Source organism: Kocuria oxytropis (assembly GCF_040981195.1).
GTDB lineage: Bacteria > Actinomycetota > Actinomycetes > Actinomycetales > Micrococcaceae > Kocuria > Kocuria oxytropis.
Genome location: NZ_JAVFXA010000005.1, coordinates 140,849 through 156,410, shown reverse-complemented (window position 1 = coordinate 156,410; position 15,562 = coordinate 140,849). Strand labels below are relative to the sequence as shown.

General features: G+C 74.4%; 14 protein-coding genes. 7 read left to right on the top strand and 7 right to left on the bottom strand.

What is annotated here, in order from left to right; all coding sequences use genetic code 11:
* Positions 1 to 113 precede the first annotated feature (113 nt).
* From QYM41_RS07175 to QYM41_RS07165, 3 genes are all read left to right on the top strand, one after another.
* Positions 114 to 1,658, top strand: a complete 1,545-nt coding sequence (locus QYM41_RS07175) for a sulfatase-like hydrolase/transferase (protein WP_368799063.1) — start codon at positions 114 to 116, stop codon at positions 1,656 to 1,658.
* A 140-nt stretch (positions 1,659 to 1,798) separates the two neighbouring features.
* A complete protein-coding gene (locus QYM41_RS07170) occupies positions 1,799 to 3,685 on the top strand; it encodes an MFS transporter (protein WP_368799062.1) in 1,887 nt (628 codons plus the stop codon).
* Positions 3,669 to 4,043: an ArsR/SmtB family transcription factor gene (locus QYM41_RS07165; RefSeq protein WP_438612559.1), complete on the top strand. Its 375-nt coding sequence runs from the start codon at positions 3,669 to 3,671 to the stop codon at positions 4,041 to 4,043. Before QYM41_RS07170 ends, QYM41_RS07165 begins: the two co-directional genes overlap by 17 nt.
* A gap of 195 nt (positions 4,044 to 4,238) precedes the next feature.
* Here the strand turns inward: QYM41_RS07165 and QYM41_RS07160 are convergent, their stop codons facing one another.
* Both QYM41_RS07160 and QYM41_RS07155 read right to left on the bottom strand, forming a co-directional pair.
* Positions 4,239 to 4,967 carry a cation diffusion facilitator family transporter gene (locus QYM41_RS07160; RefSeq protein WP_368799060.1) on the bottom strand — a complete coding sequence of 243 codons (729 nt, stop codon included), beginning with the start codon at positions 4,965 to 4,967 and terminating at the stop codon, positions 4,239 to 4,241.
* Complete coding sequence (locus QYM41_RS07155) at positions 4,964 to 5,296, bottom strand: ArsR/SmtB family transcription factor (protein ID WP_368799059.1); 333 nt, start codon at positions 5,294 to 5,296, stop codon at positions 4,964 to 4,966. The genes QYM41_RS07160 and QYM41_RS07155 overlap by 4 nt, the downstream gene beginning before the upstream one ends.
* 299 nt (positions 5,297 to 5,595) lie before the next feature.
* On the opposite strand from QYM41_RS07155, the gene QYM41_RS07150 reads away from it, so the two are divergent.
* Complete coding sequence (locus QYM41_RS07150) at positions 5,596 to 6,876, top strand: Nramp family divalent metal transporter (protein WP_368799058.1); 1,281 nt, start codon at positions 5,596 to 5,598, stop codon at positions 6,874 to 6,876.
* Between the two features lie 28 nt (positions 6,877 to 6,904).
* Positions 6,905 to 7,615, top strand: a complete 711-nt coding sequence (locus tag QYM41_RS07145) for a metal-dependent transcriptional regulator (RefSeq protein ID WP_368799057.1) — start codon at positions 6,905 to 6,907, stop codon at positions 7,613 to 7,615.
* Positions 7,616 to 7,862: 247 nt separating this feature from the next.
* On the opposite strand, the gene QYM41_RS07140 is transcribed toward QYM41_RS07145, so the two are convergent.
* Both QYM41_RS07140 and QYM41_RS07135 read right to left on the bottom strand, forming a co-directional pair.
* Positions 7,863 to 9,740, bottom strand: a complete 1,878-nt coding sequence (locus QYM41_RS07140; RefSeq protein ID WP_368799056.1) for a DEAD/DEAH box helicase — start codon at positions 9,738 to 9,740, stop codon at positions 7,863 to 7,865.
* Positions 9,741 to 9,983: 243 nt separating this feature from the next.
* Positions 9,984 to 11,426, bottom strand: coding sequence for a DUF2079 domain-containing protein (locus QYM41_RS07135; RefSeq protein ID WP_368799055.1), 1,443 nt, complete (start codon positions 11,424 to 11,426; stop codon positions 9,984 to 9,986).
* 49 nt (positions 11,427 to 11,475) lie between these two features.
* Here QYM41_RS07135 and QYM41_RS07130 point away from each other — a divergent pair, with 49 nt between their 5' ends.
* Together QYM41_RS07130 and QYM41_RS07125 are read left to right on the top strand one after the other, a co-directional pair.
* A complete protein-coding gene (locus QYM41_RS07130; protein WP_368799054.1) occupies positions 11,476 to 12,465 on the top strand; it encodes a DNA-3-methyladenine glycosylase family protein in 990 nt (329 codons plus the stop codon).
* Positions 12,466 to 12,517: 52 nt separating this feature from the next.
* Complete coding sequence (locus QYM41_RS07125) at positions 12,518 to 13,237, top strand: VIT1/CCC1 transporter family protein (protein WP_368799053.1); 720 nt, start codon at positions 12,518 to 12,520, stop codon at positions 13,235 to 13,237.
* Positions 13,238 to 13,351: 114 nt separating this feature from the next.
* Here QYM41_RS07125 and QYM41_RS07120 read toward each other — a convergent pair whose 3' ends face one another.
* From QYM41_RS07120 to QYM41_RS07110, 3 genes are all read right to left on the bottom strand, one after another.
* Positions 13,352 to 13,729 (bottom strand): thioredoxin family protein, encoded by a 378-nt coding sequence (locus tag QYM41_RS07120; protein ID WP_368799052.1) that lies wholly within the window; start codon positions 13,727 to 13,729, stop codon positions 13,352 to 13,354.
* 157 nt (positions 13,730 to 13,886) lie between these two features.
* On the bottom strand, positions 13,887 to 14,564 hold the full coding sequence (locus QYM41_RS07115; protein WP_368799051.1) for a class F sortase: 678 nt from the start codon (positions 14,562 to 14,564) through the stop codon (positions 13,887 to 13,889).
* Between the two features lie 85 nt (positions 14,565 to 14,649).
* Positions 14,650 to 15,348 (bottom strand): hypothetical protein, encoded by a 699-nt coding sequence (locus QYM41_RS07110; protein ID WP_368799050.1) that lies wholly within the window; start codon positions 15,346 to 15,348, stop codon positions 14,650 to 14,652.
* Positions 15,349 to 15,562: the final 214 nt, after the last annotated feature.

Sequence of the window (15,562 nt, the reverse complement as noted above, 5' to 3'; positions counted from 1 at the left end):
GAAACGGGTAACGTAGCGGTACTCGACTCCCCTGAGCCGAGAACGAGACAGATGTCACAGGTGTCCGTCGCACGCAGGCATCCGGAACGCGAGGTGGTGCCATGACCGGCCGGATGGTCCCTGTGCTCCGACGAGCCGGCGTCCTCGCGGGACGCCTCCTGGTCTACCTCCTGGTCTGGGCGGGGCTCGCCCTGCTCATGGCCGCCGTCGGCATCCGGTTCTTCTGGGGCGAGATCTCCGTGGGCCAGATGCTCCTGAACCTCGTCTCCGTGGAGCTCGACGGCGGGGGCGGACCCATCGTCTGGATCGGCATCCTGGGGATCGGCGTCATCCCCGTGCTCGTCACCGCCGGGATCGCGCTGTGGCAGCACGTGCGGCGCCGCAGGCGCCGCCGCTCCGGCGGCGACCTGCGTCCTGCCCGCTCACCGTGGATCGTGCGCACCGTCTCCACCGCCCTGGTGGCCGCGGTCGTCGTCGGCGGCACCACGGCCTTCGCCACCACGGTGGGCGTGGGCGAATACATCCGGGCGGGGAACTCCCAGTACGACCTCCGCGACCACTACGTGGAGCCGACCGTCACCGGGGACGAGCGGCGGCGCAACCTGGTGCTGGTCTACCTCGAGTCCGGTGAGGCCACCCTCGCGGACGACCAGCTCTTCGAGAAGGACGCGTTCGTCCCCCTGAAGGAGGTCACCCGTCCCGCGGACGGCTGGCGGAGCGTGACCGGGCTCCAGCAGTACCGGGGCGGCGGCTGGACCATGTCGGGGCTCGCCTCGACACAGTGCGGCATCCCGCTGAAGGGGCTCGGCTCCGCGGAGGGCAGCGGCGCCCTCAACGCGCTCGGCGGCGACGTCGGCACCTATCTGGGAGGGGTCCGCTGCCTGGGCGACGTCCTGGCGGAGCACGGCTACCGCAACGTCTTCCTCGGCGGGGCCAACGCCTCCTTCGCCGCGAAGGACACCTTCCTGGGCAGCCACGGCTACACCGAGATCAAGGACCTCTCCGACTGGCGCGCCGCCGGCGAACCCGAGAAGAACTTCCGCAGCGACTGGGGCCTGAGCGACGAACGGCTCATGGCCCACGCCAAGGACGAGGTCGACGAGCTGCACGCCGAGGCGGAGCGGACCGGCCGGCCGTTCAACCTCACCGTGCTGACCCTGGACACCCACGAACCCGTGCACGTCTACGACTACTGCCCCGTGGACACGCGCAGCGAGGTCACCTCGGTGTTCGCCTGCTCCATGACCCAGGTGGCCGGCTTCGTCGCCCACATGGCGGAGCGGGGCTACCTCGAGGACACCGCCGTGGTGATCATGGGCGACCACCTCAAGCACATGAGCGCCGGCGACGCGTTCCACGAGCAGCTGGACGACCACGACGACCGCACGATCTTCAACCGGATCCGGGTTCCGGGCGAGGACGGCGACACCGCGCTGCGCCCCCGGGTGGACCAGCTGAGCATGTTCCCCACGCTCCTGGAGGCCGCCGGCCTGGCCCTGGAGGAGCGCTCGGCCGGGCTGGGGGTGTCCGCCTTCACCACCGAGATCCCGGAGGGCTCCGCGCAGGCCCTGCCGCCGGGCCCCTACGCGGAGCTGCTGGGCTCGCGCTCCCCCCTGTTCTACGCGGAGGCCTGGGCCGGCGAGGACTCCGTCCGGTAGCGCGGGCGGGGCCGGCGCGGCGGGACCCGGCGGTCGACCGGGTCGACCACGGCCGGCGGAGCCCGGAGGACCTCTCCGGGTGGCAGGCCAGCGCGTCCCGCGACCGGCCGGCCGGTCCCACCCCACCGCAGATCATCCGCGTGGACCCCCGTCCCACCGCCGTGGCCCGGCACGCCACGGTGCACCTGGCCCCGCGCCCGGGCACCGACGCGGCGCTGATGAACGGGCTGCTGCACGATGTCATCGCCCACGACCGGGTGGACCACGACCACCTCGACGCCCACGCCGTGGGCTGCGCCGAGCTGCAGGAACGGGTGCAGGAGTACACTCCCGAGGCCGTCTCCACGATCTGCGACATCCCGGCGGAGCACGTCCGCGAAGCCGCGCGCATCCTCGGAGGCACCGGACGGCTGCTGCGGGTGGTCCAGGACATCGTCCTGTCCGGGACCGCCCGGCTGGCCGACGTGGTGCTGCCGGCGGCGACCTGGGGGGAGAAGACGGGGACGTTCACCGACTGGGACGCAACCTCCGAGCAGCCGATCCTCACAACCGCCGCCGCCCGGATCGAGAAGACCGCCCCGGCCGAGGGTCCGTCCCGGGCCCCGACCACCACTGCTGCGGCGCCCGTCTCCGACGTGGGGTGCCGGACCGCCGGCAGCCCACGTCGGCAGCAGCCGACGAGGACGTCCACGAGATCCCCGCGGAGGCGACGCGATGAAGATCGGTCTGGTCCTGCACGAGCTGCACCGCTTCGAGAACGACCTGGCGCGAAAGCTGCTGCACGTCTCCGGGCGCCACAAAGTCGACCACGAGATCCACCACCTCGTCAGCTGAGCGTGCAGCGGCGGCCGCAGCGCGCGGGCGCCGGTGCGGTGCTGGGCACGGCGCTGACGATCAAGATGATCGCCTACGTCGGGATCGCCCCGGTGGTCAACGCCCTGGTGGCGGGGCTCCCGCCCAGACCGGTGCTGATCGGCGCCGATGTGGTCCGGGCGGCCATGGCCCTGTGCCTGCCGTTCATCGACCAGGTGTGGCAGGTCTACGCGGTGGTGTTCGTGCTGCAGGCGGCCTCGGCGACCTTCACCCCGGCCTTCCAGTCGGTGATCCCCGCCGTGCTGCCGGCCGAGCGCGACTACACGAACGCGCTGTCGCTGTCGCGGCTGGCCTACGACCTGGAGTCGCTGGTGAGCCCGATGGCGGCGGCGGTGCTGCTGAGCGTGCTCAGCTACCACGACCTGTTCCGGGGGACCGCGGGCGGGTTCGTGGTCTCAGCACTCGTGGTCGCCACCACCGCCCTGCCCGTCTCCCGCACCGTCACCGGGGCGCAGGGCTCGGTGTGGCACCGCACCACCCTGGGCGCCCGGATCTTCGTCGCCACCCCGCGGCTGCGGTCCCTGCTGGCCCTGGACCTGGCGGTAGCCGCCCCCACCGCCCTGGTGCTGGTGAACACGGTGGTCTACCTCCGTGACGTGCTCGGGCGATCCGCGACGGACCTGGCGATCGCCCTGGCCGCCTACGGCATCGGCCCCATGCTCGTGGCGCTGGCCGCCCCGGGCGTGCTCGAGCGGTGCGGGACCCGCACGGTGATGCTCACCGGGGCGGCGGTGCTGGCGGTGACCATGGTCGCCACCACGGTGTTCTCCTTCCGGCCCGGCACCGGGTGGGGGGTGCTGCTGGGCCTGTGGCTGGTGCTGGGCGCGGGCACCTCCATGATCCTCACCCCCTCGGCGAGGGTGCTGCGCGATGCCACCGACGAGCACACCCGCCCCTACGTGTTCACCGCCCAGTTCTCCCTCTCCCACGCCTGCTTCGTGCTCACCTACCCCCTCGCCGGGTGGGTCGGGGCCCAGGGCGGGCTCGGGGCCGCCGCGACCGCCCTGACGGTGATCACCGCCCTCGGGACAGGTGCGGCCCGGCTCTCCTGGCCGCGCCCCGGCTCCCTTGCGAGTGCGACCGTCGCGCCTGCGACCGTGGCGACGGCGACCGGGGCGGCAGGAGAGGATGGGTCGCGTGCCCACCGCTGCTGAGAACCCCGCGCCCGCCCCCGTGCCACCGTCCCGGGTGCACCCGGTCGTCCCCAGCCCGGAGCTGCTGGAGTCGGCCGCGGCCACGCTGCGGATGCTGGCCGAGCCCACCCGGCTGCACCTCTTGTGGCAGCTCACCCACCGGCCGCACACCGTCACCGAACTGGTGGAGGCCACGGGGGCGGCCCGCACGGTGGTGTCCCAGCACCTGGCCAAGCTGCGGATGTCCGGGCTGGTGGAGGCCCGCAAACAGGGCCGGCACGTGATCTACTCCGTGCCCGACGGCCACCTCCACCGGCTGGTGGCCGAGATCGTCAACCACGCCGACCACCGGCTCACCGGCGAACCCGTCCACGAGTGACCCGTCCACGATCGACCCCTCCGCCCGGAAGCTGCCCCAGGACCCGGGCGAAACACCCGGTCGCACCGATGAGCGGCCCTCCCCCGGGACCGGACGATCCGGGGATGCGGCCGCCCTGGCCCGGGCCGGGACATCCAGGCCACAGCCGGTGCGGGGGCCGACCGGCACCTGCACCGGCGAGGAGAGCTCCCGGGGTCAGGGGGCGCAGCAGGAGCAGCCGGGGCCGCACCCGTCGGCGCACCCCTCGCCGTGCCCGTCCTCACCGTCCTCGTCGCCGACGAGCACGGACACCGGGGTGCAACAGGCGTCCCCGCGCCAGGCCTCCAGGCCCTCCCGGAGAGCGAACCCGGCGATGACCAGGGCGGCCAGCGGGTCGGCCCAGGTCCAGCCCAGCGTGCTGTTGAGCACCAGGCCCACCAGCAGCACGGCCGAGAGATAGCTGCAGATCAGGGTCTGCTTCGAGTCGGCCACCGCCGAGGCCGAGCCCAGCTCGCGTCCGGTGCGGCGCTCGAACCAGGACAGCAGGGGCATGACCACCAGGCTGACGGCGGCCAGGCCGATGCCGACCGGGGAGTGCTCGGGCTCGGCGGCACCCAGCAGCGTGCGCAGCGCGTCGACGGTGACGAAGGCGGCCAGGCCGAAGAAGGAGAAGGCGATCACCCGCAGGGCCACCTTCTCCCGGCGGTGCGGGTCGGGGGCGGCGAACTGCCAGGCCACGGCCGCGGCCGAGAGGACCTCCACGATCGAGTCCAGGCCGAAGCCGATCAGCGCCGCGGAGGAGGCGATGGTGCCGGCGGTCAGGGCGATGACCGCCTCGAGGACGTTGTAGGTGATGGTGCCGGCCACGATCCAGCGCACCCGCCGGTGCAGGACCGTCCGCCGGTCGGTCGTGAGGGGCTTCGGGCCCAGGGACAGTGGGGTCATGCGCAGGTGCATCCTTCCGGGGAGCAGCAGTCGGGGTCCACGGTGACCACCAGGTCGAGCAGGTCCCCCAGGGCGGCGCCGAGGCGGGGGTCGGCCAGGGAGTACCAGGTGCCGCGCCCTGCGGAGGTCGCTGTGACCAGTCCGCACCCGCGCAGGCAGGCCAGCTGGTTGGACATCACCTGCTTGGAGACGCCGAGGGCCCGGGCCAGCTCCGAGGGCCGGGCCGGGGCGGCGCGCAGCTCCAGCAGGATCCGGGTCCGCGTCCCGTCCGCGAGGGCAGCGCCCAGCCGGGACAGCGCTGACGTGTGGGCGAGGGTCACCGTGGACATCCCTCGATGGTACATGAACCGCTGTACGCTCCGGCAGCGGGCGGGCATGCCCCGGGGCCGCGGACGAGGGCCGCGGACGAGGGGCCGCGGACGAGGACCGCGACCCCTCGGACGCACACCCCGCCCGCCCCCGTGCGCGGGACCGGCCACCACCGGCCCGGTCACCGGCGCAGTCCCGCACAGTCCGGCCCGTGGCGGGGACGACGACGTGCCGGAGGCACCGGGAGGGCCAGACCGTTCACCCCGGGCCGCCACGGCTGCCTGTCCCGCGCCGTGAAGTTCGTGTAGCTTAACTTTTCATGAGCGTCAGGACGGGCCGCACCGGCTCCACAGGAATCTCCGCCGCCGCCCCCGGGGACCGGTGGGTGCGGCACCAACCCCTGCCGTGGTTGCTGGGACCGGCGTTCGTGGCCGCGGTCGCCTACGTGGACCCGGGCAACGTGGCGGCCAACCTCACGGCCGGCGCCCGGTTCGGATACCTCCTGGTGTGGGTCCTCGTGGCCGCCAACGGCATGGCCGTGCTCATCCAGTACCTCTCCGCCAAGGTCGGCCTGGTGACCGGGCACAGCCTGCCCGAGCTGCTGGGCGACCGTCTGCCCCGGGGCCGGCGGCTGGCCTACTGGGTCCAGGCCGAGCTGGTGGCCGCGGCCACGGACCTGGCCGAGGTGATCGGCGGGGCGATCGCTCTGCACATCCTCTTCGGCCTTCCACTCCTGCCGGGGGGAGTCATCGTCGGCGCGGTCTCCATGGTCCTGCTGGCCGTCCAGAGCCGCCGCGGGCCCCGCCACTTCGAGTTCGTGATCACCGGTCTGCTCCTGGTCATCACGGCCGGGTTCGTCGCCGGCCTCTTCGTCGGCCCGGTCTCCTGGGGCGAGGCCGCGGCCGGGATCGTCCCGCGGTTCGAGGGCACCCAGACCGTGCTGCTGGCCGCGAGCATGCTCGGGGCCACGGTGATGCCCCACGCCATCTACGCCCATTCCGCCCTGGCCAGGGACCGCCACGGACACCCGCCTCCCCGGGCGGCCCTCCCCCGGCTGCTGAGCGCCACCCGGTGGGACGTGCTGCTGTCGTTGCTGGTGGCGGGGTCCGTGAACATCGCGATGCTGCTGCTGGCCGCCGGCAACCTGGCCGGGGTGCCCGGCACCGACAGCATCGAAGGGGCCCACGCGGCGATCGCCGCCGCGCTGGGCCCCGGCATCGGGATCGTCTTCGGCATCGGGCTGCTGGCCTCCGGCCTCGCCTCGACCTCGGTGGGGTGCTACGCCGGGGCGGCCGTCATGGGCGGGCTGCTGCACCTGCGCATTCCCGTCCTCACCCGACGGCTGCTGACCCTGGTCCCGGCCCTCGTCGTCATCGCCGCCGGGGTGGACCCGACCTGGGCGCTGGTGCTCTCGCAGGTGCTGCTGAGCCTGGGCATTCCCTTCGCCCTGGTCCCCCTGGTGCGGCTGAGCAGCGACCGCGCGCTGATGGGGAACTTCGTCAACAGGAAGGCGCTGACCATGATCGCCTGGGGAGTCGTGGCCCTGATCGTGGCCCTGAACCTGGCCCTGATCGTGCTGACCGCCACCGGGGCGGGCTGAGACCGGGGCGCCCGGTAGCGTGGTCACCATGGACCCGAGCGAGATCACCCCGGTCGCCCAGGACTACCTCAAAGCCATCTGGTCGGCCACCGAGTGGGGAGACCCACCGATCACGACCAAGGGCCTGGCCGAGCGCATGGGCACCACCGCCCCCAACGTCACCGACACCGTCAAGCGCCTGGCCCTCCAGGGACTCGTCGAGTACCGGCCCTACCGGCCGGTCACGCTCACCGCCCGCGGGGAGCAGCACGCCATCGCCATGGTGCGCCGCCACCGGTTGCTGGAGACCTTCCTCGTCAGCACGCTCGGCTACGCCTGGGAAGAGGTCCACGAGGAGGCGGAGCGCCTCGAGCACGCCGCCTCCGAGGCCATGATCGAGCGCATCGACGCCCGGCTCGGCCGCCCCACCGCCGATCCGCACGGCGACCCCATCCCCACGGCCGACGGGGCCGTCCGCCACCCGCCCGGGACCACCCGGCTCTCCGGGACGACGCCGGGCGTCTACCGGAGCATCCGCGTCTCGGACGCCGACCCACGGCTCCTGGCCCGGCTGCGGGACCAGGGGATCGCGCCGGGCACCACGCTGACCGTCACGGGCCACGACGACGACGGGGGAACCACCGCTGTCCTCGACGGCGAGCCCGAGCCGGTCGTCATCCCGGCCGAGGAGTCACGGGCCGTCTGGGTGACCCCCGTTCCCCTCGCCGCGGACGGGAGCGCCCCAGCCGACAGCCCGTGATCCCGCCCGCGGCGAGCACCGCAGCCGCCCGTCCCGGGGCGACCGGGGCCGTGCCCGCGCCGACGGCCTGCCCGGCAGCCGGGCCGCGGGCAGCGCCGGCACCCGCGGGCCCGCTCCTCGGCACCGCCGTCGACTCACCACGCCGGCCACCGGCCGGGCTCTGCGGCCTCCGCGCGAGGAGGACGACGCAGGGGACGGGCCGTGCGGCCCGTCCCCTGCTGTGCCGGTGCGGATTCCCGCCCCGGGCTCAGTACTTCTTGTGGCGCGGCTTGCGGAACGGCTTGTCGCCGTCCCGGTCCCCCGCGGAGAACCCGGACCGCTTGCCCTGGTAGCCGCCGCGGGAGTCCTCGCCGCGGGCCCCGCCGCCCCGGCGGGGCCGGTCCTGGTAGGAGGACGAGGTGCTGCGGGGCCGGCCCCGGCCGCCGCCGCCGGGGCCGCGGTCGGCCTCGAGCTGGATGAGCTCACCGTTGATGCGCGTGCGGGAGAGCCGGTCGAGGGTCGAGGCCGGCAGGTTCTCGGGCAGGCCCACCAGGGTGTGGGTGGAGCGGATGTCGATCGCCCCGATCTGCTCGCCGCTCAGGCCGCCCTCGTTGGTGAGGGCTCCGACCACGGATCCCGGCGAGACGCGGTGCCGGTGCCCGACGGACAGCCGGTAGGTGGCCATGCCCTTCTCGGTGCGCGGCTCGCGGCGCGGCCGGTCGTCGCCGTCCCGTCCCGGGCGGTCCCGGTCACGGGTGCGCTGCACCGGCTCGGGCAGCTCCTCCACGAAGAAGGGCCGACCGTCCTGGGCCATCACGGCGATCGCGGCGGCGATCTCCACCGCGTCGACGTCGTGCTCGGCCTGGTACTGCTCCACGAGCTCCCGGAACTGGGCGAGGTCCTCGGACTCCATGGTGTCCGTGATCTGCTGGGCGAACTTGTCCTTGCGGGTCTGGTTCACGTCCTCCGTGGAGGGCATCCGCATGAGCTCCACGGGCTGGCGGGTGGCCTTCTCGATCGCCCGCAGCAGGTACTTCTCCCGGGGGGTCATGAACAGGATCGCCTCGCCGGAGCGCCCGGCGCGGCCGGTGCGCCCGATCCGGTGCACGTAGGACTCGGTGTCGTGCGGGATGTCGTAGTTGACCACGAGGGAGATCCGCTCGACGTCGAGACCGCGGGCCGCCACGTCCGTGGCCACGAGGACGTCGATCTTGCCCTCGCGCAGGGCCTCGACCGTGCGCTCGCGCATGTTCTGCGGGATGTCGCCGTTGATGGCGGCGGCCGCGTAGCCCCGGGCCTTGAGCCGGTCGGCGACCTCCTCGGTGGCGGCCTTGGTGCGCACGAAGACGATGACGCCGTCGTAGTCCCCGACCTCGAGGATCCGGGTCATGGCCTCCATCTTGTGGGAGCCCATGACCTGCAGGTACCGCTGGCGGGTGTTGGTGCCCGTGGTGGTCTTGCCCTTGACGGCGATCTCCTGCGGGTCCCGCAGGTACTTCTTGGCGATCTTGCGGATGGCCGGGGGCATGGTCGCGGAGAACAGCGCCACCTGCTTCTCGACCGGGGTCTGCGAGAGGATCTCCTCGACGTCCTCGGCGAAGCCCATCCGGAGCATCTCGTCGGCCTCGTCGAGCACCACGTACTGCAGGTGGGAGAGGTCCAGGGACCCCTTCTTCAGGTGGTCGATCACGCGGCCGGGCGTGCCGACGACCACCTGGGCGCCGCGGCGCAGACCGGCCAGCTGCGGGCCGTAGGGGGAGCCGCCGTAGACCGGCAGGACGGTGAAGTCCTCGAGGTGGGTGGCGTAGGACGAGAACGCCTCGCCGACCTGGAGGGCGAGCTCGCGGGTCGGGGCGAGCACCAGGACCTGCGTGTCGCGGGAGACGCCGTGGACGTCGGAGAGCTCGGCGAGCCGGGACAGCGCGGGCACGGCGAAGGCCGCGGTCTTGCCGGTGCCGGTCTGGGCCAGGCCCACCACGTCCTGGCCCTGCAGCAGCACCGGGATGGTGGCGGCCTGGATGGGCGTGGGGTTCTCGTAGCCGACCTCGTCCAGGGTGGCGAGCACCCGGGGGTCGATGCCGAGCTCGGCGAAGGTGGTGGTGTGCTCCTCGGCGGTGCCGGCGGTGCTGGGGGTGTCGACGGTCATGGAGAGATACCTCGTGATCTGTGCTGGTGGCGGCCCGGGAGCGGGTCCGGGGGCGTCGGCCACGGTCGGGGTGTCCGGACGTCCCTGCCAACCACTTGGAGCCCCGTCCGGGGACGGGAGCGTCGGACACGGCGCGGCACGGGCCGCCGCCGAACACGATGCGCGTCATGGCATCGCGTTGCACGAGAAAGTGAGGGAGTGACCGGATTCGGTCCGACCAGTCTAGCGCACCGGGCGGCGCGCTCAGCCCCGCCGGCGCACCAGCACGAGGTGCTTCTCGTCACGCACCACCGTGTACTCGGCGCCGTAGCGCTGCCGGGCCCAGCCGGCGACGTCCTCCGGGGGATTCCCGCCCCACGTGGCGCCGATCCGGTCGACCACCACGTACTCCGGGGCGGGGTCGCCCTCGGAGCCCAGCCAGTGCACCTGCGCGCGGGGCACGAGGTGGTGCAGGAGCGTCAGGTCCGCGGCCACCGCGGCGCCCTCCGGGACGGCCCGGACGAGCGCGCTCTTGGCGTCCGCCCGCGGGTCCGGCCGGTAGGATGCGGGGTCCGCGAGGTCGGCCAGCGGGCGCCCCGGGAGGAGCAGGAGCGCGACGACGAGGGCCAGCGCCGGCGCGGCCCGGGCGAGCCGGTGGAGCCGGCCGCCGCGCAGCAGCAGCACGGCGTCGAGCAGCGCCATGAGCACGACGGGCATGAGGACGGCGCTGTAGTGCCACCCCGTGCCCCAGTAGCCGTGGTTCGGGGAGAGCATCCGCCAGAGCAGCGTGGGCAGCGCCACGAGCGCCAGCGGTGAGCGCACCGCGACCACCGCCCCCACGGCCAGCACCGTCAGCCAGGTGAGCGCCTTCTGGGACGGCACCACGAGGGACACCAGGGCCCCGAGAGGGTCGGCGGCGGCACCCGCGAGGTCCAGCCGGTCCGCGTACGCGAACCGGCCGTCCGGGCTGAGGGCGGGCAGCACCACGGTCACCGCGAGCACCGACCAGCCCGCGCCCCACACGGCGAGCGCCAGCCCCAGCAGCACCGGCCGGCGGTCCCCGCCCGCCTCCCGGTGCGCGCGGCCGGCGAGCACCAGGCCGAGCACCGCGACCGTGACGCCCAGGTCCTCCTTGACGAACACCACGGGGGCGGCCCACAGCGCGGCCGCCGTCCACCGCCGCTCCACCAGGCCGCCGAGGGCGAGGACCAGCAGCGGCAGGGCGAAGGCCACCTCGTGGAACTGCACGGACACGGCGGCCTGCAGCCCGAAGCTCAGGCCGTAGGCCAGGCCCAGGGCCGCGCCCGGGGCCGCGCCCAGCGCCCGGACCGCGCACCGGGTCAGGGCCCATGCGGAGACGGCCACGAGCACGTCCTGGACCACGAGCAGGGTGAGCGCGGAGGGGAACAGCGCGTAGACCGGGCCCAGCAGCACCAGGATCGGGTGGAAGTGGTCGCCCAGCAGGTTCGCGCCGTGGCCCTTGATGTGCACCACGGGGCCCTGCCCGGCGGCGTAGGACTTGGCGAGCTGGGTGAAGATCCCGAGGTCCCAGGAGGGGACCTCCCAGCGGTGCCACTGGAGCAGGGACCACCACAGGTACAGCACGAGGACCAGCACTCCCACGGCCGGGGGCACCAGCCGTGCCCGCCCGGTGAGCGGCACGGGGCCGGCCGGCGGGGCGGGGCGGCGGAGCGCGGTGGCGGGCATGGCCTCCTCGGGGCGGGGCGCCGTCGGACAGGACTGCCATCATGGTCTCATGGCCCTCACCGCTCCCCCGCCCGCCCGCCGGCACCCGGCCGGCCCGGACGCCGAGCTCGTGTGGGACCCGGAGGGCGCCCTGCACCTGGGCCAGACGCTGGGCGTGCTGGGCCGCGGCAGCGCCGACCCCCTGGTCCGGGTCGCGGCTCCCGACGTCGTGTGGGTCACGGCCCGCACCGCGGCGGGCCCGGTCACGGCCCGCTTCTCCCGCACCGGGGCCGGCCGCCCCCTGCAGCGGCCCGTGCACGTGCGGGCCTGGGGCCCGGGCGCCGAGGAGTTCCTCCGCGAGGCACCGCGCTGGGCGGGCGCGGAGGACGCGTGGGAGCGGTTCGAGGCCTCGGACGCGTTCCGGGCGCTGCCCCACCGGCTGCGCACGGCCCGGCACCACCACCCGGGGCTGCGGCTGCCCTCGACCGGCCGGGTGCTGGACCGCGCCGTGCTCTCGGTGCTGGAGCAGCGCGTCACCGTGCGCGAGGCCGTGGCCGCGCACCGGCAGCTCGTGCGGCGCCACGGCGAGCCCGCCCCGGGCCCCGCCCCGGAGGGGATGCGGGTCCCCCCGGCCGCCGAGGCCTGGCGGCGGGTGCCGGCGTGGGAGTGGCACCGGGCGGGCGTGGACGGCGCCCGGGCCGCCACGGTCCGGCGCGTGGCGGAGCGGGCCGCCGCCCTCGAGCGCCTGGGCCGTGCTCCCCTGGACGCCGAGCTGCACCGCGCGCTGCGCTCCGTCCCCGGGCTCGGGCCCTGGACGGTCGCGGAGATCGTCCAGTGCACCCACGGGGACCCGGACTCGGTCAGCGTCTTCGACTTCCACCTGGCGGACACGGTGTGCTGGTTCTTCGACCGGCGCCCCGGCGACGACCGCCGGATGCTCGAGCTGCTGGAGCCCTGGCGGGGCGACCGGCAGCGGGTGGTGCGCCTGCTGCGCGCCTCGGGCTTCCGCAAGCCCTCCTTCGCCCCGCGGCTGCACCCGGAGGACCACCGGCGCCGGTGAGGACACCCTGTCCTTGCTGGCACGGCGGGGCCCGCGGGCGTTGAATGGAGCCATGACGACCGAACACGTGATCGAGGAGCCGCACGGTGCGGGCTACACCGAGCGGATGAACAAGCTGCGCGCCGGGGTCCTGGGCGCCAACGACGGCATCGTCTCGGTGGCGGCGGTGGTGGTCGGCGTGGCCGGCGCCACGACGAGCACCAGCGCGATCCTGCTGGCCGGCGGCGCGGCCCTGGTCGGCGGTGCCCTGTCCATGGCCCAGGGCGAGTACGTCTCCGTGTCCAGCCAGGCGGACTCGCACCGGGCCCTGATCGAGAAGGAGCGGCAGGAGCTGGTCGACATGCCCGAGGCCGAGCTGCAGGAGCTCGCGGGGATCTACGAGTCCAAGGGGCTGTCCGCGGGGACGGCCCGGCAGGTGGCCGTGGAGCTCACCGAGCACGACGCCCTGGCGGCGCACCTCGACGCGGAGCTCAACATCGACGAGGACGACATCGTCAGCCCGTGGGGGGCGGCGGTCGCCTCCGCGCTGGCCTTCCTGGTCGGGGCGGCGCTGCCCATGCTGGCGATCCTGCTGCCGCCGGAGGCCTGGCGGATCCCCGTGACCTTCGTGGCCGTGCTCGCCGCGCTGGCGGCCACCGGCTGGCTCGGCGCCCGGCTCGGCGACACCCCGCAGCAGGGCCGCGCGGTGCTGCGCGTCGTGGTGGGCGGGGCGCTGGCCCTGGTGGCCACCTTCGCGCTCGGCTCGCTGTTCGGCGTCGCCGGCGTCGTCTGAGCCGCGACGGCGCCGGGCGCACGCCCCGCGCACGACGACGCCGGGCCCCACCTCCTCGGAGGTGGGGCCCGGCGTCGTCGTGCTCGGCGTGGTCGTGCGGTCGCGGTGCCGCGCTCAGGCGTTGGTCGCGTCCTGGGACTGCTTGGCGACCTCCGCGCGGACCTCCTCCATGTCGAGGCCCTTCACGGCGTCGATGACCTGGTCGAGGGCCGAGGCGGGCAGGGCGCCGGGCTGGGAGAACACGAGGATGCCCTCGCGGAAGGCCATGAGGGTGGGGATCGACGAGATCTGGGCCGACGCGGCGAGCATCTGCTGCTCCTCCGTGTCCACCTTCCCGAAGACGATGTCCTCGTGCTTCTCCGAGGCGGCCTCGTAGGTCGGTGCGAACTGCTTGCAGGGTCCGCACCACTCGGCCCACCAGTCGAGCAGGACGATGTCGTTCTCGGCGATGGTCGGGCCCAGGGTGTCCTGGGTGATGTCAACAGTAGCCATGCACTCCAGCCTAGGGCCCGGACGCCCCCGGAGGCACCGGATTTCACTGCCGGCTCAAGACCGGGCGGGCAGGAGGGCTGCCGCACCCCCTCCCGCCGTGCCCGGCCGCGGGGTTCGGCGCCGGTGTCCGGCTCCTGGCCGGGCGGCCCGGCCGGGCTCAGGCCGGGGACGCCGTGAGGACGACGTTCTTGCCCCACAGGTCCTCGGTGTAGCAGCTGACGATGACCAGCCGGTCCGGCACGATCCGCCAGATGTCGCTGTCCTTGAGGGTGGTCTTGTCGTGGGTGACCACGGAGTCCACCACGTACTCCAGGGTCCCGGTGGCCGTCCGGACCTCGACCTCGCTGCCCACCAGACCGGGGTCGCTCAGCCGGTTGAACGGGGCGTCCCGGCCCTCCCAGCTGTGGCCGGTGATGTAGGTGGTGTTCTCCGAGCCCTCCCCCGGCACGCCGTACGGGGTGAGCCAGTAGCCGTCCAGGGTGTCCGGCGGGACCAGCAGCTCCGAGGCCAGCTCCTGCTCGCTGGGCGCCAGCGGCAGGACCGCGACGTCGAACCCGGCGTCCTCGACGGTCAGCCGCACGGGGGCCGCCGCGGCGGGCCGGTCCGGCTCCGTCCCGGCGGACGGGGAGAGCCGGGGCGTCGCCGCCGGGGTCGACGGGCGGTTCTCCGCCGGGGCCGTCGCCGTCGCGGCCGGGGCTCCGGCGTCGGGGCCGTCCGCGCCCCACGGGTCCGTCAGGAGCACCGCGGAGAGCACCGCCGCGGCGCCGAGTCCGGCGGCGGCCCAGCGCGTGCTCGCACCGCGGCGGGAGGCGCGCTCCGGGGCGGGTGCGTCCATGCGGTGGTCCTCCGGGGTCGGCTGGGGAGACGGCGCCGCCCTGGTGCCGCGCGAACGCGGCACCAGGGCGGTCAGCGGTGCTGGATCAGGCGCGCCCGCGGCGGACCCGGAAGGCGACGGCCCCGGCCACGGCCGCGCCGGCGGCGAGCAGGCCGGCCAGCACACCCGTGCTGAGCCCGCCCTCCTCGGCGGTCTGCATGTTGATGCCCTGGTTCATCCCGGCACCCGTGTCGGTGCCCGCACCGGTCCAGTCGTCGGAGTCGTCCCAGTCCCCGGAACCGGCACCGTCCGTGCCGGTGCCCAGGACGTCGCAGTTGTTCTGGAACAGCGCCACGAGATCCGCGCCGTCCTCCATGAAGACCTCGCCCTGGGCGCGGGCCTCCGTGGCGGCGGTCTGGAAGTTCGCGGCGGCGGCCGAGCTGGCCGCGTAGGCCTCGTCCACGGCGGGGTCGTCCGTCGAGGCGGCGTAGGCCTTCTGCAGGTTGAGGATCTCGGTCCAGGCGGCCCGGGCGCGGTCCATGGTGTCGTCGTTCACGATGGCGTCCTCCAGCACGGCCTGCTGCGTCTGCAGCTGGGCCAGGACCTGCTGGTCCGTGACGAGCGAGTTGAAGTGCGCACCCGTGTCGTAGAGGTGGTCGGCCGCGGTGACCAGGTTGCTCACCGTGGTGCTGGCGGCGGGGGCCACGCAGGTGTCGGCGTGGGCGGCGGGGGCGCCCAGGAACAGGCCTCCGGCCAGGACGGCAGCCGACGAACCCGCGGCCACCCACTTCTTCACAGCAGTCATATCGGTCTGTCTCCTCAAGTCATTCAGAACCCCGGGCCTGCCCCTGGGGTACCAGCGCGCGGCACGGGCCGTCCCGGCCTCCTCGGCGTCGCGTGCCGGCGGGTGCGCTGCGGGGGCGGTCGTGCTGCGGGTCATCCGGTGTAGGGGGTCCCGACGTGCCGGCTCGGGGTGTGCTGGCACGTGGCCGGATGATGCTGTCGCCTCAAGCTACAAG

What these genes read in the sequence shown, in the direction of transcription:
- QYM41_RS07110 (WP_368799050.1), bottom strand. Translation starts at nt 15,348, where the DNA reads ATGACTGCTGTGAAGAAGTGGGTGGCCGCGGGTTCGTCGGCTGCCGTC.
- QYM41_RS07135 (WP_368799055.1), bottom strand. Translation starts at nt 11,426, where the DNA reads ATGCCCGCCACCGCGCTCCGCCGCCCCGCCCCGCCGGCCGGCCCCGTG.
- QYM41_RS07130 (WP_368799054.1), top strand. Translation starts at nt 11,476, where the DNA reads ATGGCCCTCACCGCTCCCCCGCCCGCCCGCCGGCACCCGGCCGGCCCG.
- QYM41_RS07145 (WP_368799057.1), top strand. Translation starts at nt 6,905, where the DNA reads ATGGACCCGAGCGAGATCACCCCGGTCGCCCAGGACTACCTCAAAGCC.
- QYM41_RS07115 (WP_368799051.1), bottom strand. Translation starts at nt 14,564, where the DNA reads ATGGACGCACCCGCCCCGGAGCGCGCCTCCCGCCGCGGTGCGAGCACG.
- QYM41_RS07140 (WP_368799056.1), bottom strand. Translation starts at nt 9,740, where the DNA reads ATGACCGTCGACACCCCCAGCACCGCCGGCACCGCCGAGGAGCACACC.
- QYM41_RS07155 (WP_368799059.1), bottom strand. Translation starts at nt 5,296, where the DNA reads ATGTCCACGGTGACCCTCGCCCACACGTCAGCGCTGTCCCGGCTGGGC.
- QYM41_RS07150 (WP_368799058.1), top strand. Translation starts at nt 5,596, where the DNA reads ATGAGCGTCAGGACGGGCCGCACCGGCTCCACAGGAATCTCCGCCGCC.
- QYM41_RS07175 (WP_368799063.1), top strand. Translation starts at nt 114, where the DNA reads ATGGTCCCTGTGCTCCGACGAGCCGGCGTCCTCGCGGGACGCCTCCTG.
- QYM41_RS07120 (WP_368799052.1), bottom strand. Translation starts at nt 13,729, where the DNA reads ATGGCTACTGTTGACATCACCCAGGACACCCTGGGCCCGACCATCGCC.
- QYM41_RS07160 (WP_368799060.1), bottom strand. Translation starts at nt 4,967, where the DNA reads ATGACCCCACTGTCCCTGGGCCCGAAGCCCCTCACGACCGACCGGCGG.
- QYM41_RS07125 (WP_368799053.1), top strand. Translation starts at nt 12,518, where the DNA reads ATGACGACCGAACACGTGATCGAGGAGCCGCACGGTGCGGGCTACACC.